Consider the following 23,807-nt stretch of genomic DNA (forward strand, 5'->3'; position numbering starts at 1 on the left):
TAGTTCCGGCGCGAAGTGCCGCTGTCCTTACCCCACAACCGTCCAATGCCGAGGTAGTACGCGTGGCGGACGCTGCACGGCTGGGCCGCTTCTACCAGCGCGAACAGCTCCGCCCGTAACGCCTCGACCTGCTCTTTTGTGCGTCGAGGGCGTTTTACGGAGCTAGCGCCGTAACCCATACCTCCAGTCAACGCCGCCTGCGGACGGCCGTCACGTCGGTCTTGAACCGGTGGGCGGAATCGGAGTGCCGGTTGAGCTGGGCCATCAGTTCGCGGTTGGCCGCCCGAGCGGCATCGAGCTCCTCGCCGCGCTCTTCGAAGCGCAGGTGCAGGCTGGTTGCCGTGTGCTCGTATGTGCCGTACGGGTTTTACCTGGCTCCACGGCGAAATGGGGTGCCGGTAAGGATCGTGTCACCAGGTGCAGAGGAGCAGGTGACACGAGCGGGCCCCGCACCGAAGGTTGGTGCGGGGGCCCGCTTCACGTTCACGGCCAGCGGTTCAAGCCCCGCTCTGGTCCTGATCAAGCACTCTGTAGTCGACAACAACGTTGATCACAGAGGCCCAGCACCCCGTCAGGGTGCACACGTCGGCCTCCAACATCTCCTGGGTGATGTCGCTGAGCGCCGTGGTGTCCGACCAGGTCGAGACGAAACGCTCATGCACGTCCGCCGCGGTGTCCATCGCCGCGACCAGATCGACCAGGAACGGATCTGTCGACCCGGAACGCAGCCGGACAGCGTCACGCAGGTGCTCGGCGAGCTCGGCGGCGCGGCGAACCGCGGAGGGCAGCAACGCCAGGCTGTCATCCGGCGAAATCGCGGCCAACAGCGCGCATAGCGGATCTCCTGACGTGCCGATGTGGTCAGCTGAGGTGGTCACCGCGCGACCGTAACGGGGTGCCGGTAAGGATCGTGTCCTCGGGTGCCTGGCGGGCGATCTCGCCTGTCTGGGACGGGTCGATCACCATGCCGACCGGCGGCCGTGATGGCCGCTGAAGCGGCGCAGTTGCTGGCGGACGTCCGCCCATGGCACGTCGTAGGTCGGCGAGCGCGCGGTGCAACAGGTTCGGGTGCGGGTTCGGGCATGTCTTGATCTTGTCGTATGCGGTAAGCCTTGACGGCGTTCAGGTAGCAGGCGCGCAGAAAGCAACGATTAGCTGTGTTTAGCTGGGCTTCGACACGAAAACGGGCCCCGCGCAACACAGTGCGGGGCCCGTTTTCGTGTCGGCGTACTCAATCTCCCCTGTAGGCCTTCATTCGGCGGCCGAGTCCGGCGAGCAGTTCGCCGTCGGTGAGCTCGTCAAGCGGGGAAACCGCGATATCGCCAACGTTCAACTCGTCCCTGCTAACGAGCCCTGAGGCGATCAGTACCTCTGGCATCGGACGCCCGAACGCCTTAGCGACCTTGCGAACGGTTTTTACTTCAGGGTCGGAACCCTCACTCCATCGGGAGATGATGGAGCGGTTGATCTTGGCGTGTCGAGACAAGTCGGATTGGTTCCATCCGTGCTTGTCGAGGTGCCGTTGCACGTACTGCCACCAGCTGGCCATAGGCGGAACGATACGGGGCCAGTTGTGGCATATCCGCCCGATTTACCGGCACCCCTTGTTGCTGGCGGCGAGGTCGCCGACGTCGTAGGCGGCCCACCGGTCGTAGGCGGCTTGCTTGCTGATGCCGAGGCGTCCCCGATGGCCTGCCAGGACGCGCCGTAGCGGCGGGCATTGATCACGTTGCCGGTGTGATCGAGCCCGAGTCGGCGCTCGATCTGCATCTTGACCAGGTGCCATTCGCGCTGGTGCTGGTCGCGTTGCTTCTGGCTCAGCTCGTCTTTGGCGCGGGCGTACTCCAGCCAGCCGTCGTCGGTGAGGAGACGGGCGAGCGCGGGTACGATTCGGGTCGGGCAGAAGCGCCTGCCTGATCCGAGTGATCCCCGCCCACGCCGATGATCACGTCGAGGACAAGGTTCGCTGAATCGCGCAGCATGGTCCGCAGGGTGTGTCATCGAGACGACGCGCGGGACGGGCGTGGTGGCGTTTCGCGGCTGGGATGTTGCGATGACCAGGGAACGTGTTGACAAGCGCGCTGTGCGTGAACTGCAAGAGGCCACGGGCGTTGCTTACGCCGAGGCCGTTCGGCTCAAAGCGGCTTTCGCCGCTGTCCTGGAGGCTCAGCCCCGCCTGACGTACTTCGGGTTCGGGGTCTTCCAGAAACGGGGACAGAGCGCGGAAGAGCGGGCGCAGGCGTTCGCCCAGCGGCGCGCGGAGCTGACCGCTTCCTTGCCGAACGTGGTCCGGGTGTACCTGTGGCTTCGCCAGCACGTTGCGCCGATCAAGACTCCCGCACAGGGCAGCTACGGGCTCAAGCACGTGGCCGAGAATGTGCTCGGCGACTACGTATCCAACGGTGAGCTGATCGCTGCGGCGATCATGGCCGGATACCCCATGAGCCAGCCCCACGGGCCGAACGTCAACTTCGCCATGAGCAAACGAGACGTCGATCGGCAACGTGCTCGCGCGCGGTGAACGACCGTAACTCCCTGGTCGACGATCGGAGCCCAGCGAGCCGCCAGCGCTAAGTCAACCACCTGCTCCTCTGCACCTGGTGACAGGATCCTTACCGGCACCCCGAAATCGACGCCAGTGGCGCCGTCCTGCAACGGCACGAACTCGCCGGCGGTGGTGATCACGACGATCCCGCCGGTGCGCAGTCCTTCGCGGAGTTCGTCATGCTTTTCAGCCAAAATCGGCTGGTCAGCGCGCGGGCAGTCGCGAAGCACGGCCGAAGTGACCGCCTTCGGCCCGGAAACCTTCAGGCTCCGCTGCGGAGGGCGCGGATGTCGTGGCCGAGTTGGGTGATGCCGGTGTCCTGGTAGCGGCGGGTTTGATCATGCAGTGGTGCGAGGTGGTCGAGGATGCGGCGGGAGTTCAGTGCGCGTGCGGTGGTCAGGGCGTCGTGTCCGATCCGTGCGCCGGTGTCGCTGTCTCCATCGGCGAGGTGCAGGGTGGCCAGCCACGCGAGGTTGAACGCACGCTGCCGGGCATGGGTGTGGGGCAGGAATTCCAGGGTGTTGCGCAGGCGTTCGGCGGCTTCGGTGCGGGTGGTGTCGTCGGTGAGGGCGAGTTTGCTGTAGACGCGGGAGGTGGCGGTTTCCAGCGCGGCGCGGTCGAAGAACCGGAGAAATTGCGGAGACTCGGCGCTGGCATCGGCGTGGGCGTATTCGTCTTCGGCGCGGCGCAGCGCGGTGACCGCCTTCGTGGCGTCGCCGAGGTGGGCGTAGGCGACGGCTTCGTTGGCGTGCAGGAACGCCACCGCGGTCAGCGAATCGGAGTCTTGTGCGGCGATCTGGCCGAGCTGGAAGTATTTGATCGCCTCGCCGGGCAGGCCGTTGTCCAGTGGTACGCGGCCGAGGTGGTGCAGCACGATCGCGGTGTGCGCGGGGTCGTCGGCGTCGCGGGTGTCTTGCACGGCTTGCCCGAGGTAGCGGTGGGCCTCGGCGGCTCGCCCCAGGTCGTGGGAGGTCCATCCGGCGAGGGTCTTCAGTTCCGCGATCGCCGACAGCAGCCGGGGCCGGACCGCATCGGAGCAGGTGGCGGATTTCAGTGATTCGGCCCAGCTCAGTTGCGCGAGGACCGCGTCGCGGCAGGCTCCGCCGCCGTGCTCGACGTCGTAGGCGCGCAGGCCGCTGGTCAGCGCGCGCAGCCGGGCGACGTCACTGTCGCCGACGTGCTGGGGAACCGGGGTGGGTGTGGGGTCTCCGGAGAGCAGGGCGACTTCGGCCGGGGTGAGTGCGGCGCCCATGAGGATTTTGGAGATGAGACCAAGAAAATCGCGGCGTTGCATGGCGTTTCCCTCGAACGTCGGAGAGCACGGCGGGATGGTGACGTCGCTCGTCGCGCGGTCGGTGTAGGCCAGGCCCATGTAGCCGCGCGGGATGCCGAGCCCGTCGGCGATACGGGCGAGCACGTCGTAGCTTTGGACCTGCCGGCCCCGGGCGACTTCGGTGATATCGGCGTGGTGTTGTCCGGTGAGTTGCGCGATCCGGCGTTGCGAGATGCCGACTTTCCGTAACCGGTGGTAGAGCGCGCCGATGTCGCGTTCGGCGAGCACGGCGCGCATCTCGGGGTGTTCCCACAGGCTGGGGTCGGGCAGGGGGTCGATGGGCAGGACGTTCATCGTGTCCTCCACAGTCGCTGCTGCGTGATCACAGTAGCGGCCATGCGGGCCGCTTGCCGAGCCCTGGCAGGTCAAACCGACCGGCCGGACCTGTCAGCGCGCAGGCGGGCGAAGCAGGCTGGATCCGCCTCTCTTGTCCGGCGGGCCCGCTGGTGCACGGTCTCAAGGACTACCGAAACCGGAACCCGGTAGCACCGAGTCCGAGGAGGCCGTGCGGTGACGATTCTTGCTACCAGCCACCAGTTCTCAACGCCATCCCTGGCCGGCGATTGCTGCGATGTGATCGTGGCGGGAACCGGCGTGATCGGATTGTCGGTCGCGTGGGCACTGCTGGATCGCGGTCTGACTGTCGCGGTCGTGGGTCCTCGTCTGGGCGAGCACGCCGGTCAGGCTAGCCGCGCGGCCGGCGCGATGCTCCCGGTGTTCTCGGAGATCGACGCCCATCACGCCACCGAACGCAGCACTATCGACACCAGAGAACGGCTAGCGGCCCACGATGCTTACCCGGCCTGGCTGGAACGCCTGACCACAGCCGATGGCGCCGCCGTCACCCTGAATCCGGGTATCTGGGTCGTTACGGAGGCAGGCCGCACCGAGTCGCTGGAGGCGATCACTGCCGCCGCGGACGCTGCGGGGCACGTGGCCGAGCGGTATTCCGGCGGTGAGGTTCCCGGGCTTGATCCGCCCGTGGCCTCCGAGGCGTTGTGGCTGCCGACCGAGGCCAGTATCGACAGTGCGCTGCTGATGACGGCGCTGTCCGACACGGTGGCCCGGCATCCCTGCGCATGCTGGTATGAGACGGATGTGATCTCGGTCGATCCGGATCAGCGGCGCGTGCGGTGCGCCGATGGCACGTCGCTGACCGGCGGTGAGATCGTGCTGGCCGCAGGCACCGCCATTCCCGGCCTGGTGTGGGATCAGGGACGCCCGTGGGGGATTCCGGCGATCCTGGCCGGCCGCGGTGTCAGCCTGCTACTCGACGCACCGGCGGTGCGCGTCCCGACAGCTGTACGCACTCCCAACGACGGGTTCGCCTGCGGCGTTCATCTGGTTCCCCGCGCAAGCGGGCAGGTTTACCTCGGCGGCACCAACCGGCTGGACACGAGCCCCGACCCGAATCGACGCGCCACGGTCGACGAACTGGCCTCACTGACCAGGGACGCGGTCGAAACCCTGGACCAGCGGGTGGGATCCGCTGAGGTGATCTCCAGCCGGGTGGGCATGCGCCCCTACTGCGCCGACCACCGGCCTCTGGTCGGCCGGACCGGGCATCCGCATCTGCTGCTGGCCACCGCGACCTACCGCTGCGGTGTGCTGCTCGCACCCCACCTAGCGGCGTTGCTTGCCCAGGAGATCACCGAGCCCGGCAGCCTCGACGAGCACCCCTACCGGGCACAACGCGACATGCCGCAGCCCGGCATCGAGCACCTGCTGGAGGCCAACGCCGCCGCTTGCGCGGTCGAACACCTGCTGCGTGGCGGGTCGCTGAGCCCGCAGGCCACCCGGGAACTGACCGCGTGGATCACCGTCGCATTGCGGGCGATCCACGGCGACGTCGAGCACCCCAGCGTGACCGCGCAGCGCTGCTTGTGGGACACGGCGCCGGTCGTGGAAGTCATCCCGTCGCTGCTCGCCCTGGCCGATCGGATGCAACCGCGATGACCGCCACACCGCCCGCGAACGGCATCTCCGTGCGGCAGACCGTCCTGGAGATCATCACCACCCTGCGGCCACACCACGACGGCATCACCGAGGCCACCCCACTCGCCGAGCTGGGCCTGGATTCCCTGGACCGGCTCGCACTCGCGATCCGCATCGAACAGACCATCGGTGTAGTCCTCACCGGCCCGGTACTTCCTGGCCTGCGCAGCATCGCCGACGTGATCGACACCGTCACGAACGGAGCACCCCAATGACCGTGATGCACGGATGGATCGACTCCGGCGGCCGCGTAGGCACGGGCACCCGGATCTGGCACCAGGCCCAGGTCGCCGCCGGCGCGGTCGTCGGCGAGGACTGCGTCCTCGGCAAAGGCGTCTACCTCGGTCGCGGCACCCAGATCGGGAACCGGGTCAAGATCGGCAACTACAGCAACCTTTTCGGCGCCGTCATCGCCGACGAGGCGATGATCTGCCCAAGCGTGATCATGGTGGAAGACCGCGCGCCCCGCGCGACCACCCCGGAGGGCAGACTCGCCGGGCCAGAGGACTGGACGCCGCACCCGGTGAGGATCGGGCGGGGCGCCACGATCGGCACCGGCGCGGTGATCGCGCCCGGCGTGACCATCGGCTCCTACGCCATGGTCGCTGTCGGCTCGGTGGTGTTTCACGACGTCGCCGCGCACGCGCTGGTCGCGGGAAACCCGGCCCGGCAATGCGGCTGGACCTGCGTCTGCGGCCACACCCTCGACACCGACCTGCACTGCCCCCACTGCCCCCACACGTATCACCGCGACTGCGAGGACCTCACCCTGATCACGGGAGGCGACACGCGATGAACCAGCGACCGGTCGAGCACCACGCCTGGCTGCCCGGTACGGTCCCGGCGCATGAGGACATCACCGGCGTCCGCGCCGTTGCCGCCCGAGGAATACTTCGCCACCCGGCCCAAATGGCTGGTCGCCGCCGGAGTGATCCTGCACGACGCCGCCGGCCGGATCGTGCTAGTCCGGCCCACCTACCGGGACGACACCTGGGAGATCCCCGGTGGCGGCGCGGATCATGGAGAACAGCCACTCCAGACCGCGCGACGGGAACTCAAGGAAGAACTGGGCCTGGATCAGCCGCTTGGGCGTCTGCTCGTAGTCGACTCTGTCCCGGAACAACAGCCACGACCGGCCTTGCTGAACTTTCTCTACGACGGCGGTCTCCTTCAGGATGCAGGGCAGATCCGGCTCGACGACACCGAACTCGCCGAATGGCGCCTGACCGGCCCCGACGAGTGGGACGAACTGCTGGTCGCCCACATGGCGCGCCGCGTGCACGCCTGCTCCCGGGCACTGGACACCGGCACCACCTTGGACCTGCACTACGGCTGGGAGCACGACAGCCAGTCCAGCTGACACCCGATCTCCGACTCCTTCGATCGACCTGCTTCTCCTGGCATGATGCGGCGGTAAGCCGCCGTGGATGACGCGTTCATTCCCGTGGCACGCCCCGAGATCGGCACCGCCGAGATCCACGCGGCACTCCGCGTCCTGCGATCCGGACAGCTCGCACAGGGCCGCGAAGTCGCCGCGCTGGAAACCGAGTTCTCCGCACACGTTCACGGCCGCCAGTGCGTCGCCGTCAGCTCCGGAACCTCCGCACTCTGGCTGATCCTGCACGCCCTGGGGATCACCGCTGGCGACGAGGTGATCGTGCCGTCGTTCTCCTTCCCCGCCACCGCCGCCGCGGTCGCGCTGACCGGCGCCGCTCCGGTCTTCGCCGACATCGACCCGGCGACCTACTGCCTCGATCCGCACGCCGTGGCCGCCGCCATCACCCCACGCACCGCGGCAGTCATCCCGGTCCACCTCTACGGCCAGTGCGCCGCGCTGGACCAGTTCCGTGCCCTCGCCCAGCACCATGGACTCGCGCTCGTCGAAGACGCCGCCCAGGCCCACGGCGCCGCTCTGGACGGGCACCCTGCCGGGACCTTCGGGACCGCAGCGGCGTTCTCCTTCTACACCACCAAAAACATCCACGCCGTCGAGGGCGGCATGACCGTCACCGCCGACGCCCAGCTCGCCGAGAAGATCCGGATGCTGCGCAACCAGGGCATGAACGCGCAGGGCCTGCACGAACTGGTGGGTGTCAACGCGCGGATGACCGATCTCTCGGCCGCCATCGGCCGGGCCCAGTTACGCAAACTCGCGCCGGTCACCGACGCACGCCGCCACAACGCCGCCCTTCTGGACGCCGCGCTCGGCGCGGTCACCACCATTCCGTGGAGCGCGCCAGGGGCGCGGCACGTCTACCACCAGTACACGATCCGGGTTGACGCTGGTCTCCGTGCCGGCATCATCACCAGCCTGCGGTCCCGGGGCATCGGCGCCGCCGTGCACTACCGGGTGCCGATTCACCGCCAGCCCGCCTTCTCACCTGCGGACTCGGCTCGTCCGCACCTGCCGCACACCGATACCGCCGCTGATCAGGTGCTGTGTCTTCCCGTCCACCCATCCCTGACCGATACGGACCTGCATCGGGTGGCCGATGCAGTCAGGGATGCCATATCCGCCGGGAGCCCGTTATGACCACGACCTCGGTTCTGCGGGTGGCGGTGGTCGGGCTCGGCCACATGGGCCGCCGTCATGCGCACGTTCTTCGCCGGCTGGACGGTGTGCGGCTGGTCGCAGCCGTCGACCCCGCCGGTGACCAGCACAGCGCCGCCCCCGATGTCCCCGTCCTGGCCGATCTTGACCAGCTGGTGAAGCACGGGGTCGACTACGCCGTACTGGCCGTCCCCACAAGGCTGCACGAACCGCTCGGTCTCGCGCTCGCCGCTGCCAAGATCCCTACCCTGGTCGAAAAACCGCTGGCCCCGGACGTTCCTGGTGCCCGACGACTGGTCGCCGCATTCGAATCCGCCGGTGTGGCCGCGGCGGTCGGCTACGTGGAACGGTGCAATCCCGCGCTCATCGCGCTACGCGCCCGGATCATAGACGGGCTTCTCGGGCGCATCACCCACGTCGACACCCGCCGCAGCGGGCCGTATCCGGCGCAGGGCACCGACACCGGAATCCTCACCGACCTAGCCACCCACGACTTCGACACCACGGCCTGGATCACCAGACAGCACTACCGATCCCTCAAAGCCCTAACTGGCCGACGCGGCCCGGGACACCCACGGGAGGATCTTGCCGCCGTGATCGGCGTCCTCGACGACGGCACCATCACCTACCACGCCACCAGCTGGCTGTGCCCGGTCCCGCACCGCACCACCATCGTCACCGGCGAACACGGCAGCCTGATCGCCGACACCCTCACCCGCGAACTGCGGTATCAGCGCGGCAATGAGATCGCCCGGTACCCGCTCCCGAACACGGAGCCGCTGCGCACCGAACACGAGCGATTCCGTGATGTCGTTCAAGGACGAGGCCCGGCCGACGTGTCGCTCTTCGACGGCCTCGCCACAGTACGGGCCACCCACGCGGCGCTAGAGGCCGCACGTACCGGCGCCGCCGTCGCTCTTGCCACCGATCACACACAGCTGAACGCAATCGCCTGAGGTCCCTACCGGTTTTGGTTTGGTCGAGACACACGCCGAGGTGATCATTGGGGTGCGGCCAAGGTAGGGTGCGTACCATCTCTGTGTGTTCGGGGACGCTTCGGGTTCCGAAGCGGTCGGTGGGGTGGTCAGTAGATCAGGGGCTCGTCGTGCGCGGCCGGTGGTGAGTGTCCTAGGTGTTCTGCCTTGGCGAAGTCGCCTCGTTGCAGGCTGTAGACGCGAATGCTGTCGTGTTCGTGCGCGATGATCTCCAGCAGTCGGTGTCGCATGACGAGCCAATCGGCGTCGGTGCAGACGATTTCGAAGACTGATTTTTGCACGCGGATTCCGTAGGCTTCACAGATTTTCGCGACTCGACGCAGGCGGCGACGTCCGATCGGGGTTGTGGTGTCGACGTCATAGGTGACGAGGAGTTCCATGTCAGCCAGCCACCCAAGGTGTATACAGTGGCCGGTCACCGCGGAGGTGTCGGGCCAGCAGACGGGCTTGGATAAGAGGCAGTAGTGCGGCGGGGATGTCACGTCCGAGCTCGGGATGCTTCCAGGTCCGTTCTCGTGCGTCGGACCACTGGGTGAGGAAAAACTTTCGTCCATCGTCGGTGAGGCTAACGCCGCTGGCGGGGTCGGTGATTGTGTGAGCGTGCGTGATCTGTTTGCGGTTGAACAGGGTAAGTACGAGGCGGTCAACCAACAGGGGCCGGAGTTCTTCCATGAGGTCCAGCGCGAGTGAGGGTTTGCCGGGGCGGACGCCGTGGAGGTAACCGATGTAGGGGTCGAGGCCGACGTGTTCGAGAGCACCGGTCGCCGCGGTGCGCAGCATGCCGTAGCCGAAGGAGAGAAAGCAGTTGAAGGCGTCCCGAGGGGGTCGCCGGGTACGGCCCTTCGCCGCATAGGGAGTGAGCATCGGCAAGGCCTGGAAATAGCTGCGTGCCGCATTGCCCTCGATGCCGAGGAGTTCGGTGATCGAAGAAGCCTCAGCCACGGCCGTGAGCGCTGCGGCGTGTTGCTCGGCGACGTTTCGGATCTCGTCGCGGCGGGCTTGATCGGTGTCGCGGGCGGCACGCAGTAGGAGCTGCCGATAGTTCTGAAGCTTCCCTGCGACGACGCAGCGTGCGATGCCAAGTCGGCGTTCCGTGGCGTCGTAGGCTCTGGTTTGTTCCAGCCGCAGCAAGGGGTTTCCCGTTTGAGCGCCGGTAACACGTGCGAGGAAGCGCCCATTTCGGGTCATCCAGGTGATGCCACGTGCGTCGCCGGCGCAGCGCATGATCAGATCGTCGCTGACATCGACGCCGTTCCATACCACGATGTGCTCGATCCGCAGCAGTGGCAGGATATGGCGGCCTGGCTTGTCCGGGTGGTAGATCCGGACTGTGTCTCCTTCCAGGTGCAGGCTCGTGCCTGGTGTCGTGATGAACAGTGTGCGCAACAGTTCAGTCATCCCAGTGTCCCAGCGGTCGTGGGGTGAACACCGAGTTCACGTGGGCGTCGGGCATGCATCCCTCCTGCAGTGAGCAGCGGTCGCATCGGGAGTCGTGGACCGGCGGCGGTAGCACCCCGGCTTGCAGTACCTCGCGCAGTTCCTGGATCACCGCGCGGAGGCGGTCCGCGAGTGTCTCGTCGACCACGACTTCATAGCGTCGGCGGTGTTTTCCCGCGAATACGACACCGATGGGGACTTCGGCGGTGAACATCGTCCGCAGGCACAACACTTGTGCGGCGATTTGCAGGTCCGTGGCGCTGCCGGGGCGGTAGCTGCCGGATTTGTGCTCGATGGGAACGGGCCCGTTGGGGTGGAATTCGACGACATCGCAGACGCCGTGCACGCCGAGTTCCGCGTCGGCGATGGGCAGGGCGTGCCAGCAGCGGGTCCCGTCACGGGAGGTGCTGGGGCCGCTGCGGTCAACGACTTCGTGGGCGAGGTGGCCGCGCTGGGTGTCGGCGTTGTCGGTGAAGTAGCGGTCTAGGTGGATGAGAGCAGCCTGCCGCCGGCAGTATCCGAAGTGTTCGATTGCCGAGATCGGCACACTGGTCCAGGGTCGTTCGGCAGGCTGGTCGTCGATCATCACGGTGGTTAGGCGATGAGTTTCGTGATCGTCACGCCGTTGGGCAGCGCGTCGTCGTCGACCGATACCGTGTAGTCGGGGAAGTTGCGCGGGGGTTCGGCTGTGTCGCCGGTGCGGGCGACGCGGACGCGCTCGGTCAGTTTGTGCGCGGGGGCGTTGCCGAAGGCGTTGTCGTGGCTGAAGACATAGAGTCCGCGGGCGGTCATGGTGCCGCGGGTGGCGGAGCGGTCGTGGTCGAACATCATCTCCAAGCTGCGGTAGAGCAGTTCGAAGTCACGGGTGTCGACGCCGGTTTGGGTGCCGCGGGAGGCGGAGTAGTAGATCTCCGCTTTGTAGAGGGCATACGGCACGGTCCATTTGCCGCCCATTTCGGTGCGTTCACCTTTGTCGATGTCGGCTTGGGTGGTTTGCGTGATGCGGGTGATGGTGTGGTGCTGCGGCACGACGGGGCTGATGCTGCGGGCGTTGGTGACCTGTAGCGGACCGTAGATCTGGCCGAGTGCTTTGGTGTCACCGGTGTTGAGGACCGCGCCGAACAGGCGGATGTCGGCGTAGCGGTGGGTCAGCCAGGAGCGTGCGGTGTGCAGCTCCTCGTCGGTCAAGCGCTTTTTCTTGGTGTCGATGTTGTTCACGGTCATCGTCTCGGCCAGGCGGGTGTTGAGGGCGTGTCCGGCTTCGACGAAGATGCTGTAGCGGTCGGGGTCATTGGCTGCCAGGGGCAGGGTGTTGCGGATCTTGCGTTTGATGGCGACGTCTGTGACCAGGCCGTGGCCGGATTCCTCGTCCATGCGGGGCCGGTTGCTGAAGTCGGGGTCGCCGTTGGGGTTGCCGTCGGCGACGTCGAACAGGAACACCATGTCGTGCCGGACGGCGGGGTCGAGGTGTGTCTCGGTAGTCATGCGGGTTTTCCTTCCACGTTCGTCAGCGGATGTGGTGATGCAGCGGGGGTGATGGCTATTTGCCGGCTTGGTGCGCGCGGCGCTGTGCAGCGTCGTGGGCGCGTTGGTGGTGGTAGCCGAGCACGAACCGGGCTTGCTCGTCCGGGCGCAGGCGGTTCGGGATCACCTGGGTTTTGTGGAGGAGCTGGTCCAGTTCCCCGGCGAGGACATGTGCGAGTCCGCCACCGCTGGGCCTGCGGCGGATCTTGGCCAGCCAGGCATTCAGCAGCTTGCTTCCTGCCATCAACGCCGGGTGGGGGTTGCTGATCGCGCCGGAGAAGTGCCGGTCGGTGAAGGTGGCGTTGATCGTGTGGTTGTCGCCATCGTTGGTTCTATCGTTGTTGGCTGCGTATTGGATTTTCTCGTACTGGGCGAACACGCGCCCCGCCACGTAGGCGGGGTCTTCGCTGGTCTCATCCAGTCCGGCGGGCATGGGGATCTCCTTGGTGGGGTGGCGGCGCAGGGCCAGCCGCAGCAACGCGGCTCGGGGCCCGTCGATACGGCCGTCGTTGCTGATGCGATGCAGCACGTGCTGGAGAACCGACGGTGGCAGCGGTGCCTTGCGCACGCTGGTGCGGATCAAATCCCGTGCGATGTGCTCGGGGCGACGAGCTGAGGTCGAGCCGAGGTCGCTGTAGCGGTTACGACCGGGCTCCCAACGGCCAGTGGCCAGCACCAGGGCCCGCAACGAGTAGGACACCGGTTCGTCGTCCCACAAGGTGTGGACGCGATGATCGTCGTACCAACGGGCGAGGTTGACCATGACATGCTGCAGGGGCATGTCGACCCAGTCCCGGATCATGATCCGTGAGGAATTGCCGCCGAGGGTCACCGAGCAGAACCGGTCACCGGAGACCGCCGGCACCATTCTGGAGGCTTCGGCGAGTGTTCCGCTGTGCAGTCGCGAGAGCAGGCGCGCTACCGCGTCTGGGTCGGCCTGGTCGGGCATGACCAGGAAGAAGTCATCGGTGGGGGCGCCCAGGGCCCACCAGGTCATGGCGCTGTCCTGTTGCTGCAGGCCGATCACGTGCGGCCCGGACAACAGGTCGGTCAGTGCGGTGTTCATGGCGTCGCCGCAGCCGAAGCAGATCGGGGTGTTGGCCAGCCCGGTGCTCAGTCCGTAGCCGAACACGCGCTTGTTGACGCTGACCAAGGCCGCATTGTTCGCCGCGCCTGGCACCAGCCGTTCCGAGATGTTGCCTGGCACGGTCTCGACCAGGACCGCGTCCTGCCCGCACACTAGGCATATCCCGGTTGTGCCGCTGCCTTTGCGTCGCGCGACCTCGTCGGTCCAGAACCGGATCAGTGACTCGTGCTCGATGACCGGCTTGCCGTCCACGGCGATGAGTACGCCCTGCTTCGCCGCGAAGTCCACGGGCCACCGTAGGGTCTGCGGGCCGCCGGCGGTGTAGAAGTCCCGAACGACACCCACCGCGGGGTCGTGGCCGGATTGCGCCCAGAGGTCGATCAGGGCCACGAACTCGGCGTGGCACTTGTCGACACGCTCCGGTTTCGTCGTCTCATCGCCCCAGCCGAGAACATATTGGACATCGTCGGCGCCCAGGTGCGGGGCAACGCCACCAGTCCGGGTGACCGATGGTGTCAGCCATCGCTGGCCGCTGATCTTGCCGCGATCATTCGGCTCGCGGAGATCGACCAGGTCGGGCGCCGCGCCGGTGCTGGACAACTCCAGACGCCAGGTGAACTCGCGTTCCTTATGGAACGGCTTGCTGACGCACTGCGTTCGCGCGTACTCGACCAAACGCTGCAGGAGCATCAGGCCCCCATGCTCTCGGCGGCGATACCCGCACGGGGGATGTGCATCCGGCCACTATCAAGGCGGGCGGTGAACCACGTATACGACACCGAACCGCCGCGGCGGTGCACGCCGTGAAGCATGATGCCGAGATCATCATTCAGCGGCTGCCGTGGCACCTCGTCCACCGGTCCGAAAAACGCGCTGAACTCACGGGTCCCCAGATACGGCTGGTGGAAGCACTGACCGCGCTCCACCCGGCGGCGGAACTGATCCCGATAGGCCGCTTCCGGTTTCGTCGCGTGATCACGCAGCTCGACGTGCGCATAGATCCGGTAGGCGACATCCCGCAGACACACCGAATTCCGCTGCGTCCGATTCCCCGCCGCGGCCGTGTCCACCGTCCGACCGCGCAACGCAGCGTCCTCCACCGAGGCAAGATCGGTGGTCTCGTTACGGCGCTGGGTGAACTGGTGAACCGGCTTGAGGACGTCGATGGCCACCGGGCGCCACGAAAACTCCGGCTTCCAGAAGATCGCCTCTAACACCCCGATCGCCGCTGTCGGAGTCATCACCGGATACGTAACTCGTTCCACCTTCAACTCCGGACGCGTGAACAGCGCCCCCTCACCCCACACCTGAACACTCACCGGTGGAGCTCCACTGGCAGAAACCGGCAGATCGCTATCGCTTGTCACCACACCTCCTGATCCATCACGTTCGCGGACAACCAATCCCGTGCCGACAACCGCGCACACAACGAGAAACCGGCGCATTCCATAAAGTTTTGTTTGTGTGCGTGGTCTTGTGGTGCCGCATGGCTGGCTATGAGTCGTGGGTTACCGTGGCCGCTGCACCAGAAATCCCTGGTGAGGATCGCAATCATGTCGTCGATTGGGACGTGAATCGCGCGGGGCGCCACACCTTGCTGGGCGTCCCCACGGCGCGCCGCGCGATCAAGCCGCTCGCTTGGTGCGGCCCGGAGCGACCAGCGGGAGTCGCCGCTCACCACACCTCCTCCTTGACCAACGTGGAGGTGTCGATGCCGTACGCGTGGTGGTAGTCCCCTCGCCACTCGCGGAGATCACCGACGACCTGCGGACACAGGTCCTCCACAGCAGGGTCGTCAAACAGACGTTGTGGCAGCGAGACCACAAACGGCTGCAATTCCCGGATCAGCCGCCCGGCTTCCTCAGGATGCGACCGCAACTGCTCGAGGATCTCCTCGGCCCACGGGTCGTAGCCGGTGGCCACGACGGGGACAGTGTCGTCATCCAGCATCCGGAACGCCAACGACCGCTCCCGACGGGCCAGACCGCCGTCGTAGGAGCGCACCGGGCCGTCCGTGACGGCCTCGAAGTCGAACTTCTCCCGGTTGCGCTGGATCTCCATCGCACGTTCACCGTTGTCGGTGTTGGAGCGCTGGTAGAGCGTGCGGTAGTACGCCGACAACGTCGGCAAGTCATCCGGATCCACCACACCCCCACCCCGACGCGGCCCAAAATGGGTACGCGTCGCCCCGATTCCGATGCGGTAGCCGGCGGGCGGCGTGGACATATCACAGGCGTCGAAGACCACTACCTTGCCCATTCCCGGACGGCGGCCTTCCCGGTTGGCCCGGCCGGCTGCCTGCTGCAGGCTCTCCGCCGGCGCCAACGCCCGGTACACCGCCGGGAAGTCCACATCCACGCCCGCTTCGATGAGCTGGGTCGACACCAGCCGAACAGCACGCCCCTCCTTCAACCGAGCGCGGACCTCGGCCAGCACCGCGCGACGGTGCGCCGCACACATGCGCGTCGACAAATGCCACGTGATCTCCGGGGTCTGCGCCTCCCACTGCTGATAGACGGCTCGCGCATCCGCGATCGTGTTCACCACGACCAGAACCTGCTCATGCTCGGCAGCAGCCGCCGCGACCTCACCCAACGTCGGTTGCGGATCCAGCCACCACTCGTACTCAACCCGCCGCATCCGTTGAAACAGCGTGATCGGATCATCAACGACCTCGGTCATGTCGAGGTCCTCCCACACCCGCAAGTGCTCAAACGACGGCTGCGTCGCCGAAGTCAGCAGCACCGTCGTCCCGAACTGCTCCGAGAGCACCCGCAAGGCGTCCAGAATCGGCACCAGCACCCGCAGCGGCAATGCCTGCACCTCATCCAGAATCACCACCGCGTTGGCCAAGCGATGTACCTTGCGCATCTGCGACGGCTTGCGCCCGAACAACGAATCGAACAACTGCACCGTCGTCGTGACCACGAACGGGCTGTCCCAGTTCTCCGCCGCCGCCCTCCACCGACGCCCTTCCGCGCCCGACGCAGGCGGGGTGACCGCCGAGTGGTGCTCCAGAACATTCTCAGCCCCAAGCATGTCCCGGTATACCTGGGCGTTCTGCTCGGTAACCGTGATGAACGGCACCGCGACGATCACGCGCCGCTTGCCGTGCACAGCGGCGTGGTGCAGCCCGAAACCCGCCGCGCTCAGCGTCTTACCCACCCCAGTCGGTGCCGGCATCCGGTACACACCCGTTTTCCCCGAGGCATGCCCGATCGCCGTCTGATACACCTGCTCGCGGACACCGTCAATCCAACCACCGTCCGAACGGCCATCCAGCATGCGCCGCCGCCGCTGCTCAAACCGCGCAAGCAACCCCGCCATATCCGCATCCGCACGAACCCACGGCCCATCCCGGCCGTCGAAATGCGCAGCGGTGTCCAGGTGATCCGCATCGACCAACGCCGAAAAAGCCAGCCGTACCCCCAGCTCAGCCGTCAGCCTTTCCTGCATCCACTCCTCAGGAACCAGCCCACCACGAGGCTGGGCAAGGATGTCTGCCGCTTCGGGTACCTCACGCAGAAAGGCCTGCTGAACCTCATCTTCCAGGCCTTCACCTGTCGCGATCAGCGGCCACAAGGCTGACCTCGAGGTCAGCCCACCGTGATGCCCGAGGATCGCCAACGACGCCACACCCGCCACGTCCGCCAGCCACTGAGCGCCGAACTCCTTATGAGGAACCCCCACCGCAGCATCAGTGCGCTCTGCCCGAAGCAAGCCTGCCTGCCAACACGAACTCGCCTTGCCCGCGTCATGGAACAACCCCAGAGCGAACCCTAGCTCCGCTGCCCCGGACTCAGCCGCGAAACGCCGTGCCAAAGCCGCAGTCGAACGAGCGTGATCCGACAACAAATGACGCTGATCATCACCATTCCGGCTATGAGCCCACAATCTGAACACCCCAGAAACAACGTTGTGGCTGCGGTCGCCGGGACCGTACCCAACGCCACCGACACACCACTACGAGTAACCGGTCACCCGTCAAACCAGAGGTTCAGAACCCCAAGCGTTACCCGACACACCACGACGTCCCGAACCAAACCACCGGCATGTCGGTCACAAACCGATCACACCCTAAGCTGTCCCAAACGAAAAACCCTGCTCCAACAGGGTGGCGCCAGCCCTCCGGGGCTGGCGAGGATCGCAACTCCGACCTGGTCTATGGCTTGGGCGACCCGATCCGTGGCGCCAGCCCTCCGGGGCTGGCGAGGATCGCAACCTTGGTGTCCTGGACGCCGGTCCAGTCGTGGAGCGTGGCGCCAGCCCTCCGGGGCTGGCGAGGATCGCAACACCGTCGTGTCGCGGCGGTTGAGCAAGCGCGACGCCGGTGGCGCGTGGCGCCAGCCCTCCGGGGCTGGCGAGGATCGCAACCCCGGCCACATCGAACCGAGAGGGACCCCAGCATGACAGGTGGCGCCAGCCCTCCGGGGCTGGCGAGGATCGCAACGTTGTCGATCTGTCCCACAATGCTCTTGTTGCCCGTGTGGCGCCAGCCCTCCGGGGCTGGCGAGGATCGCAACCATTCGTCATTGACGGCGTTGCGGAGGTCGTAGGCAGACGTGGCGCCAGCCCTCCGGGGCTGGCGAGGATCGCAACACGAGGTCGGTGCGATTCCAGCCATCAGTCACCTCCAGTGGCGCCAGCCCTCCGGGGCTGGCGAGGATCGCAACACGAGGTCGGTGCGATTCCAGCCATCAGTCACCTCCAGTGGCGCCAGCCCTCCGGGGCTGGCGAGGATCGCAACGGTGCTGGGCTGTGATGATTTCGGGGCACGAAGCTGTGGCGCCAGCCCTCCGGGGCTGGCGAGGATCGCAACAACATCGTCGCCCCCGAAACCGCGCTCATCCACCGCGGGTGGCGCCAGCCCTCCGGGGCTGGCGAGGATCGCAACCCATGCAGTACGACCCGTGCCGTCGCATTGGGTGCAGGTGGCGCCAGCCCTCCGGGGCTGGCGAGGATCGCAACATCCGAAGGCAAAGGCACTGCGCTCAAGATTGCCGCGAGTGGCGCCAGCCCTCCGGGGCTGGCGAGGATCGCAACAGGTATCCCCCGGATACGGCTGGTCCCCCCGGGCAGAAGTGGCGCCAGCCCTCCGGGGCTGGCGAGGATCGCAACGACGTCGCCGCCTGCCGGAAGATAGTGGATCAGGTGTGGCGCCAGCCTTCCGGGGCTGGCGAGGATCGCAACGCGGACACGTCCTCACCCGATCCCCCTACGTCGACGGTGGCGCCAGCCCTCCGGGGCTGGCGAGGATCGCAACCGGGTCGACCTAGACACCTACGTCACTCCGGTCTCGTGGCGCCAGCCCTCCGGGGCTGGCGAGGATCGCAACTTCACTCGTCTTCTAATAGCCACCACGCATGGGTGTCAAGGGACATGAGGATCTGCCCATAGACGGTCACGAAAGCTGCCCGGTGGTGGCCACGAGATCTGCCCGCTCGTGGCCACCAGATGTGCCCGGGCTGGCTAGTTCAACGCGATCACCCCTTGTCCGTTCATGGCTTGGGAGAGCCGGACGCTGTCGCCGTTGGTCTGGCAGACGTGGGCGTGGTGGAGCAGCCGGTCGACGGTGGCGGTGGCCAGCGTTTTGGGCATGAGCTCGTCGAAGCCGGCCGGGTGCAAATTTGATGAGACCGCGACGGCCCGCTTCTCGTAGGCGGCATCCACCAACCGGTAGAGCCCTTCGGCAGCGTCCGCGCCGACCGGGAGCAGCCCGATGTCGTCGACCATGACGATGTCGGCGCGCAGGATGCGGCCGATGGCCTTGGTGACGGTGTCATCGGCGCGGTGCCGCCGCACCAGCACCCCGAGCGATTCCAGGGTGAACCAGGCGACGTTCAGCCCTGTCTCGACGGCCTGCTGGCCGAGCGCTTCGAGCAGGAAAGTCTTGCCGGTGCCCGAGGGGCCGCAGACCACGAGGTTCTCCCGCCGGTGCACCCATTCCAGGGTGCGCAGCGCCTGTTGGGTGGGTGCCGGGATCGACGATAGCTTCTCATCCCAGGCGTCGAACGTCTTGCCGGTGGGGAACCCGGCCCGAGCGCGGCGGGTGGCCAGCGAGGACCGGTCCCGACCAGCGACCTCCTCGGCCAGCAGCGCTTTGAGCACCTCGGTCGGGTCCCAGCGTTGTGCCTTGGCGGTGGCCAGCACCTCCGGCGCGGCTTTGCGGATGTAGGGCAGCCGCATCCGCTTGAGTAGCCGTTCCAGCTCCGAATCCAGCGGCGGCGCGGTGGGGGCGGTCATGGTTGTCCCCGATCACCGTCGAGCAGGTTGCCGATGCGTTCGCTGATCATCGCCAGGAACAGCGTCACCTTCTCCGGGGCACGGAACCCGCCGAAGAACCGGTCGAAGTCCGCGCGGGTCGCCGGGTCGGAGTGGTCGAGCCAGTCGGCCAGCTCAGCCAGCAGCCAGTGCCACTCGAACAGTTCCCCGGCGGCGACGCCGACGAGCTGGTCAGGGTCGGCGGCGCCGTCGCGACTGCGCATGATCTGGGCGATCTTCGACGGGGAGTTGACGGTGCGCATGGTCAGTTCACCCCCTGCTCGCCGAGCCCGGCCCACCCGGCGGTGCCCTGGGCCAGGCTGTTGCCCTCACCGGCCCGCTGCACGCCTGCGTCACCGGCCGCGGTGACGCCGTGGGTGAGGATGGCGGCCAAGTCACCGTGCCCGAACCGGCCCGCGGTGGCCGCATGCCCCAGCGCCCAGTCCACGGCGGCCCGGCCGTGCAGCGCGGCCAGATCGACCGCCTCGGCCATCTTGACCCGCATCCGATGCGCGCCCGCTGCGGCGGCCTCAACCAGCCACAACCCGGCACCCTCACCCAGCGCGAGGAATTCCGCCTCCGCGACCGTCCTTGCGCGTGGCCTACGGTGTAGCGGACCCTCCGGCTGCGGCGGGAAATGCTCGTCCACCACTTGTGGGTTGCCGGGGGTGGTGCGGACGTGGCGGGCGACCTCGACCGGGCCGTCCACCCTGACGTGCACGATCACCACCTGATCGCCATGGGGCCGCACCCACACCGTCTCGCCGAGCAACTCGTGTGGCACCGAGTACTGGCAGGTGTCGAACGCGATCATCGGGGTGTTGGTCGGCACGGTGCGGGTCACCCCGAACGCCGCCGTGTACGGGTGTTCCGGCAACGGGTGCAGCCGCTGTTGTTCCTCGGCCAGCATCTCGGCCGGCGCACGCCGCGTGATGCGGTGCGGACGGGTGTTGACCTGCTCGCAAAACACCCGGCAGGCCTCTTCGAGTTCGGCGAAGCTGCCGTAGGCGGGCAGCAGGTTCGCGTCGGTGGGCACCAGATCGGCTTTGGCGATCTTGACCGCGTTCTCGCTGCCGCCCTTGCTGGCCGGGTCAGCTGGCACACACGTCGCGAAGGTCAGCCCGTAATGCTTGCCGAACTCCAGTATCTGCTGGTTGCGCACCGCGATCCCGGCCACATGCTCCACGGTGACGGTCTTCTCGTTGTCGGTCAGGGCGTAGGTCGGACAACCACCGAACGCCCGTAGGGCCTGGTCGATCGCGGCCATCACCGACGGCAGCGTCTTGTCCAGCAGCGGCAGCACCACCCGGAACCGGCACCACGCCAGCCACGCGCAAAACAGCTGCGTCGCCGTCCCAGCCACGAGTGGGCCGGTGCCGTAGTCATACTGAAACCACATACCCGGTTCCGGGACCCACGGCCGGTGCACCCGCCGGTGACCAGCCCGCCAGGACCGTTTCACCCGCTCCACCGCCCGACGGGTGGTGCGCTCCGAGCCCGCATAGCCCAGCGGCAGCAACCGCTCATGCACCACATCGGCGCGAACTTTGCCCTTCGACCGCTCGACCCACTCCTCGATCTTCGGCAGGAACGCATCGATCAGCATCGGCCGCGGCTGCGCCCGACCCGGCGTCAACCGGCCCTCCTCACGCGCCGCCACATACTGCGCGACCGTGTGATGCGAACACCCCGCCAACTCCGCCGCAGCGCGACACGAGCCGGTCAAGTCATACGCTTCCAAGATCTCCATGATCTCCTCGTCAGACTTCACGCATCCCTCCTCGGGAACGTGCTCGAACAACACAGACGAGGGCGAGCACACCCGAGGAGGGACCCCACACCCCGAAGGCGCGCGGGTAAATCAACAAGACATGGGCAGATCTCGTGACCGCCAACGAGCAGGTTTCATGACCGCCAGCGGGCAGTTAAATGGCCGTCACTGGGCAGTTTCTCGTGGCCGCCGACACATGGGCACGTGGCGCCAGCCCTCCGGGGCTGGCGAGGATCGCAACCCGCTCTGCGCGAGCAAGCCGCCCGTACTGACCAGTGTGGCGCCAGCCCTCCGGGGCTGGCGAGGATCGCAACCACATGCCCCAGGTCGAACGCAACGCCTACGAAGAGCGTGGCGCCAGCCCTCCGGGGCTGGCGAGGATCGCAACGACCTCGATCACCTCGAAAAACATGCCTTGGTGATCCGGTGGCGCCAGCCCTCCGGGGCTGGCGAGGATCGCAACCCCGGCGAAGCCGGAGCCGCCGCGATCGGCACATCCGTGGCGCCAGCCCTCCGGGGCTGGCGAGGATCGCAACGTCAGCGGGAAGCTGCGGGTCGTCGGCGCGGATAGGTGGCGCCAGCCCTCCGGGGCTGGCGAGGATCGCAACCATGCCGTTCTCCTCGGGGTGATCCGCCGGGCAGCGGTGTGGCGCCAGCCCTCCGGGGCTGGCGAGGATCGCAACTGCTTGCGCAGATCATCGGCCTCGTCGCCGAGCCGGTCGTGGCGCCAGCCCTCCGGGGCTGGCGAGGATCGCAACCCGCCTACGTGGCGGGGCGCGTGTTCGCTCAGTACGAGTGGCGCCAGCCCTCCGGGGCTGGCGAGGATCGCAACCCCTGCCGTCGGCTCGGGTGGGTTCCCGGGTAGCTCGTGGTGCCAGCCCTCCGGGGCTGGCGAGGATCGCAACTTGAGCATGGTGCGTTCCTTCCAGAAGGGGGATCAGCGTGGCGCCAGCCCTCCGGGGCTGGCGAGGATCGCAACTTCGCTGATGATGGGCGCGCCAGGTCCGTCGTAGTCGGTGGCGCCAGCCCTCCGGGGCTGGCGAGGATCGCAACTTCGGCCGCAGGCCGCTGGTGTCCCACCCATCGGCGGGTGGCGCCAGCCCTCCGGGGCTGGCGAGGATCGCAACCGCAAGATCACCGACGTCGGCAACGTCTTGAACTGGTGTGGCGCCAGCCCTCCGGGGCTGGCGAGGATCGCAACCGCAAGATCACCGACGTCGGCAACGTCTTGAACTGGTGTGGCGCCAGCCCTCCGGGGCTGGCGAGGATCGCAACTGCTCGGCAACGACGGCGTAGGCGTGCCGGAACATGTGTGGCGCCAGCCCTCCGGGGCTGGCGAGGATCGCAACAAGGCGTACCTCGCGCACTTCATCTGCCGCTTCTGCGGGTGGCGCCAGCTCTCCGGGGCTGGCGAGGATCGCAACCCCGAGGCCGTGGTGGTGCCTCCAGACAAGTACGGGTGGCGCCAGCCCTCCGGGCTGGCGAGGATCGCAACCGGATGACGCCGGAGCAGATCGCCGAGCGCATGGCCCGGTCCCGCAAGGACATGCGCTGCAAGGTGTGCCAGCCCCCACTGCCGGCTGCCTGGATGTCGGAAGCATCGGGCCATCCCGGCGTCACGCCCTGATCAGCCCGAAGAATTTGGCCCCCTGCCAGCCCGTTCGGGCGTGCGGCTGGAGCTGTTGGCGCGCGCCGCGGAGTGAAGCGTCGGCGGGTCTGGCTACGCTGATTCTCATGGGCCTGTTCTCCAAGGAACCGACGGTGGTCTATCTGGTCGAAGAGCACATGGACCCGAAACCGACCACGCACAACCGGTATTGGGCGCACGTCTACCTCAGCCCGGACAAGGCCAAGGCTGATGTTGAAGAGCTCGCTGCGCGGGGCGGTCATGGCCCGGTGCGCTAGGATCCGGATCAGGGCCAGGGGCAGGTGATGTATGCCTTCCCGGACACCAAGCAGCGGGCCAACGAGTTGTATCGGGTGGTTCCGCTGCCGGTGTGGCCGGACGACAAGGTCCTGCCCTGACCGACGGCATACGGCAACGCAACGATGGATGCTTCTGCCGGGCCTTCTCACAAGCTGCTGGTAGGCGCATCGTGCATCCAGGTGCCGGAGTGGTGCGGTTGAAACCGGACTCGGTGGTGATGTACCGGGCGCCGTTCTTGGCGGTGTCGCGGACTTTCCACGGCGCCGGGGTGTGCATCGATCAGGTCGATGACGGAGGGATCTTCCTCGCCGATCAGGTCAAGAGATGTTGTCGTCGTTGAAGCCTTGGTAGCCCGCCTTGAACGCGGCTGTGGCCAGGCTC

General features: G+C 67.1%; 24 protein-coding genes and 2 CRISPR repeat arrays. Of the genes, 10 read left to right on the top strand and 14 right to left on the bottom strand.

The annotated features are described in order from the left end of the window. Positions 1-497: 497 nt before the first annotated feature. Together ACRXBZ_RS41580 and ACRXBZ_RS41585 are read right to left on the bottom strand one after the other, a co-directional pair. A complete protein-coding gene (locus tag ACRXBZ_RS41580; protein ID WP_433884185.1) occupies positions 498-878 on the bottom strand; it encodes a hypothetical protein in 381 nt (126 codons plus the stop codon). Between the two features lie 353 nt (positions 879-1,231). Next, a complete protein-coding gene (locus tag ACRXBZ_RS41585) occupies positions 1,232-1,549 on the bottom strand; it encodes a helix-turn-helix domain-containing protein (RefSeq protein ID WP_433884186.1) in 318 nt (105 codons plus the stop codon). Between the two features lie 188 nt (positions 1,550-1,737). Between ACRXBZ_RS41585 and ACRXBZ_RS41590 the strand changes: the two genes are divergently transcribed. Further along, positions 1,738-1,917, top strand: coding sequence for a hypothetical protein (locus ACRXBZ_RS41590; protein WP_433884187.1), 180 nt, complete (start codon positions 1,738-1,740; stop codon positions 1,915-1,917). 136 nt (positions 1,918-2,053) lie between these two features. Further along, positions 2,054-2,521: a hypothetical protein gene (locus ACRXBZ_RS41595; RefSeq protein WP_433884188.1), complete on the top strand. Its 468-nt coding sequence runs from the start codon at positions 2,054-2,056 to the stop codon at positions 2,519-2,521. 286 nt (positions 2,522-2,807) lie between these two features. Here the strand turns inward: ACRXBZ_RS41595 and ACRXBZ_RS41600 are convergent, their stop codons facing one another. Continuing rightward, positions 2,808-4,172: an NsdA family TPR-like regulatory protein gene (locus ACRXBZ_RS41600; protein ID WP_433884189.1), complete on the bottom strand. Its 1,365-nt coding sequence runs from the start codon at positions 4,170-4,172 to the stop codon at positions 2,808-2,810. A gap of 216 nt (positions 4,173-4,388) precedes the next feature. Between ACRXBZ_RS41600 and ACRXBZ_RS41605 the strand changes: the two genes are divergently transcribed. The 6 genes from ACRXBZ_RS41605 (at position 4,389) to ACRXBZ_RS41630 (ending at position 9,380) form a co-directional block, all read left to right on the top strand. Beyond that, positions 4,389-5,834: an NAD(P)/FAD-dependent oxidoreductase gene (locus tag ACRXBZ_RS41605; RefSeq protein ID WP_433884190.1), complete on the top strand. Its 1,446-nt coding sequence runs from the start codon at positions 4,389-4,391 to the stop codon at positions 5,832-5,834. Next, complete coding sequence (locus ACRXBZ_RS41610; protein ID WP_433884191.1) at positions 5,831-6,088, top strand: acyl carrier protein; 258 nt, start codon at positions 5,831-5,833, stop codon at positions 6,086-6,088. The genes ACRXBZ_RS41605 and ACRXBZ_RS41610 overlap by 4 nt, the downstream gene beginning before the upstream one ends. Beyond that, the gene (locus ACRXBZ_RS41615) at positions 6,085-6,669 is read left to right on the top strand and encodes an acyltransferase (RefSeq protein WP_433884192.1); all 585 of its coding nucleotides are present in this window, start codon (positions 6,085-6,087) and stop codon (positions 6,667-6,669) included. Before ACRXBZ_RS41610 ends, ACRXBZ_RS41615 begins: the two co-directional genes overlap by 4 nt. Before the next feature lie 51 nt (positions 6,670-6,720). After that, the gene (locus ACRXBZ_RS41620; RefSeq protein WP_433884193.1) at positions 6,721-7,233 is read left to right on the top strand and encodes an NUDIX domain-containing protein; all 513 of its coding nucleotides are present in this window, start codon (positions 6,721-6,723) and stop codon (positions 7,231-7,233) included. A 63-nt stretch (positions 7,234-7,296) separates the two neighbouring features. Next, positions 7,297-8,406: a DegT/DnrJ/EryC1/StrS family aminotransferase gene (locus ACRXBZ_RS41625; RefSeq protein ID WP_433884194.1), complete on the top strand. Its 1,110-nt coding sequence runs from the start codon at positions 7,297-7,299 to the stop codon at positions 8,404-8,406. Beyond that, the gene (locus ACRXBZ_RS41630) at positions 8,403-9,380 is read left to right on the top strand and encodes a Gfo/Idh/MocA family protein (protein WP_433884195.1); all 978 of its coding nucleotides are present in this window, start codon (positions 8,403-8,405) and stop codon (positions 9,378-9,380) included. The genes ACRXBZ_RS41625 and ACRXBZ_RS41630 overlap by 4 nt, the downstream gene beginning before the upstream one ends. Before the next feature lie 128 nt (positions 9,381-9,508). On the opposite strand, the gene cas2 is transcribed toward ACRXBZ_RS41630, so the two are convergent. The 11 genes from cas2 to istA all read right to left on the bottom strand — a co-directional run bounded on the left by cas2 (position 9,509) and on the right by istA (position 21,499). Then, complete coding sequence (gene cas2 / locus ACRXBZ_RS41635; RefSeq protein ID WP_433884196.1) at positions 9,509-9,799, bottom strand: CRISPR-associated endonuclease Cas2; 291 nt, start codon at positions 9,797-9,799, stop codon at positions 9,509-9,511. Between the two features lies 1 nt (position 9,800). Then, a complete protein-coding gene (gene cas1c, locus ACRXBZ_RS41640) occupies positions 9,801-10,817 on the bottom strand; it encodes a type I-C CRISPR-associated endonuclease Cas1c (protein ID WP_433884197.1) in 1,017 nt (338 codons plus the stop codon). Continuing rightward, a complete protein-coding gene (gene cas4 / locus ACRXBZ_RS41645; RefSeq protein ID WP_433884198.1) occupies positions 10,810-11,442 on the bottom strand; it encodes a CRISPR-associated protein Cas4 in 633 nt (210 codons plus the stop codon). Before cas4 ends, cas1c begins: the two co-directional genes overlap by 8 nt. Positions 11,443-11,450: 8 nt before the next feature. Then, positions 11,451-12,341: a type I-C CRISPR-associated protein Cas7/Csd2 gene (gene cas7c / locus ACRXBZ_RS41650; protein ID WP_433884199.1), complete on the bottom strand. Its 891-nt coding sequence runs from the start codon at positions 12,339-12,341 to the stop codon at positions 11,451-11,453. A 55-nt stretch (positions 12,342-12,396) separates the two neighbouring features. Beyond that, entirely contained in the window at positions 12,397-14,157 is a 1,761-nt protein-coding gene (gene cas8c / locus ACRXBZ_RS41655) for a type I-C CRISPR-associated protein Cas8c/Csd1 (RefSeq protein ID WP_433884200.1), read from the bottom strand. Then, positions 14,157-14,786 (bottom strand): type I-C CRISPR-associated protein Cas5c, encoded by a 630-nt coding sequence (gene cas5c, locus ACRXBZ_RS41660; RefSeq protein WP_433884201.1) that lies wholly within the window; start codon positions 14,784-14,786, stop codon positions 14,157-14,159. The genes cas8c and cas5c overlap by 1 nt, the downstream gene beginning before the upstream one ends. 44 nt (positions 14,787-14,830) lie before the next feature. Beyond that, complete coding sequence (locus ACRXBZ_RS41665) at positions 14,831-15,145, bottom strand: hypothetical protein (RefSeq protein ID WP_433884202.1); 315 nt, start codon at positions 15,143-15,145, stop codon at positions 14,831-14,833. Continuing rightward, positions 15,142-17,370 (bottom strand): CRISPR-associated helicase Cas3', encoded by a 2,229-nt coding sequence (gene cas3, locus ACRXBZ_RS41670; RefSeq protein ID WP_433884203.1) that lies wholly within the window; start codon positions 17,368-17,370, stop codon positions 15,142-15,144. The genes ACRXBZ_RS41665 and cas3 overlap by 4 nt, the downstream gene beginning before the upstream one ends. A 211-nt stretch (positions 17,371-17,581) precedes the next feature. Then, positions 17,582-18,802: direct repeats of the CRISPR family, unit length 37 nt; unit sequence GTGGCGCCAGCCCTCCGGGGCTGGCGAGGATCGCAAC. 134 nt (positions 18,803-18,936) lie between these two features. After that, complete coding sequence (istB, locus tag ACRXBZ_RS41675; protein WP_433878885.1) at positions 18,937-19,710, bottom strand: IS21-like element helper ATPase IstB; 774 nt, start codon at positions 19,708-19,710, stop codon at positions 18,937-18,939. Then, on the bottom strand, positions 19,707-19,991 hold the full coding sequence (locus ACRXBZ_RS41680) for a hypothetical protein (RefSeq protein ID WP_433878884.1): 285 nt from the start codon (positions 19,989-19,991) through the stop codon (positions 19,707-19,709). Before ACRXBZ_RS41680 ends, istB begins: the two co-directional genes overlap by 4 nt. Before the next feature lie 2 nt (positions 19,992-19,993). After that, positions 19,994-21,499 carry an IS21 family transposase gene (gene istA / locus ACRXBZ_RS41685; RefSeq protein ID WP_433878883.1) on the bottom strand — a complete coding sequence of 502 codons (1,506 nt, stop codon included), beginning with the start codon at positions 21,497-21,499 and terminating at the stop codon, positions 19,994-19,996. A gap of 204 nt (positions 21,500-21,703) precedes the next feature. Beyond that, a CRISPR array of direct repeats spans positions 21,704-22,923; the repeat unit is 37 nt; unit sequence GTGGCGCCAGCCCTCCGGGGCTGGCGAGGATCGCAAC. Positions 22,924-22,997: 74 nt separating this feature from the next. On the opposite strand from istA, the gene ACRXBZ_RS41690 reads away from it, so the two are divergent. Both ACRXBZ_RS41690 and ACRXBZ_RS41695 read left to right on the top strand, forming a co-directional pair. Next, entirely contained in the window at positions 22,998-23,126 is a 129-nt protein-coding gene (locus ACRXBZ_RS41690; RefSeq protein ID WP_433884204.1) for a hypothetical protein, read from the top strand. Positions 23,127-23,260: 134 nt separating this feature from the next. Beyond that, a complete protein-coding gene (locus ACRXBZ_RS41695; RefSeq protein ID WP_433884205.1) occupies positions 23,261-23,404 on the top strand; it encodes a hypothetical protein in 144 nt (47 codons plus the stop codon). Positions 23,405-23,807: the final 403 nt, after the last annotated feature.

The organism is Saccharopolyspora hattusasensis, assembly GCF_050972075.1.
Taxonomy (GTDB): Bacteria; Actinomycetota; Actinomycetes; order Mycobacteriales; family Pseudonocardiaceae; genus Saccharopolyspora; species Saccharopolyspora hattusasensis.

Excerpts from the sequence above, each read along its gene's own strand:
- ACRXBZ_RS41610 (WP_433884191.1), top strand. The coding sequence starts at position 5,831 with ATGACCGCCACACCGCCCGCGAACGGCATCTCCGTGCGGCAGACCGTC.
- cas4 (WP_433884198.1), bottom strand. The coding sequence starts at position 11,442 with ATGATCGACGACCAGCCTGCCGAACGACCCTGGACCAGTGTGCCGATC.
- cas7c (WP_433884199.1), bottom strand. The coding sequence starts at position 12,341 with ATGACTACCGAGACACACCTCGACCCCGCCGTCCGGCACGACATGGTG.
- cas8c (WP_433884200.1), bottom strand. The coding sequence starts at position 14,157 with ATGCTCCTGCAGCGTTTGGTCGAGTACGCGCGAACGCAGTGCGTCAGC.
- ACRXBZ_RS41600 (WP_433884189.1), bottom strand. The coding sequence starts at position 4,172 with ATGAACGTCCTGCCCATCGACCCCCTGCCCGACCCCAGCCTGTGGGAA.
- ACRXBZ_RS41595 (WP_433884188.1), top strand. The coding sequence starts at position 2,054 with ATGACCAGGGAACGTGTTGACAAGCGCGCTGTGCGTGAACTGCAAGAG.
- cas2 (WP_433884196.1), bottom strand. The coding sequence starts at position 9,799 with ATGGAACTCCTCGTCACCTATGACGTCGACACCACAACCCCGATCGGA.
- istB (WP_433878885.1), bottom strand. The coding sequence starts at position 19,710 with ATGACCGCCCCCACCGCGCCGCCGCTGGATTCGGAGCTGGAACGGCTA.
- ACRXBZ_RS41615 (WP_433884192.1), top strand. The coding sequence starts at position 6,085 with ATGACCGTGATGCACGGATGGATCGACTCCGGCGGCCGCGTAGGCACG.
- ACRXBZ_RS41680 (WP_433878884.1), bottom strand. The coding sequence starts at position 19,991 with ATGCGCACCGTCAACTCCCCGTCGAAGATCGCCCAGATCATGCGCAGT.
- cas1c (WP_433884197.1), bottom strand. The coding sequence starts at position 10,817 with ATGACTGAACTGTTGCGCACACTGTTCATCACGACACCAGGCACGAGC.
- ACRXBZ_RS41585 (WP_433884186.1), bottom strand. The coding sequence starts at position 1,549 with ATGGCCAGCTGGTGGCAGTACGTGCAACGGCACCTCGACAAGCACGGA.
- ACRXBZ_RS41620 (WP_433884193.1), top strand. The coding sequence starts at position 6,721 with ATGAGGACATCACCGGCGTCCGCGCCGTTGCCGCCCGAGGAATACTTC.
- ACRXBZ_RS41630 (WP_433884195.1), top strand. The coding sequence starts at position 8,403 with ATGACCACGACCTCGGTTCTGCGGGTGGCGGTGGTCGGGCTCGGCCAC.
- ACRXBZ_RS41690 (WP_433884204.1), top strand. The coding sequence starts at position 22,998 with ATGACGCCGGAGCAGATCGCCGAGCGCATGGCCCGGTCCCGCAAGGAC.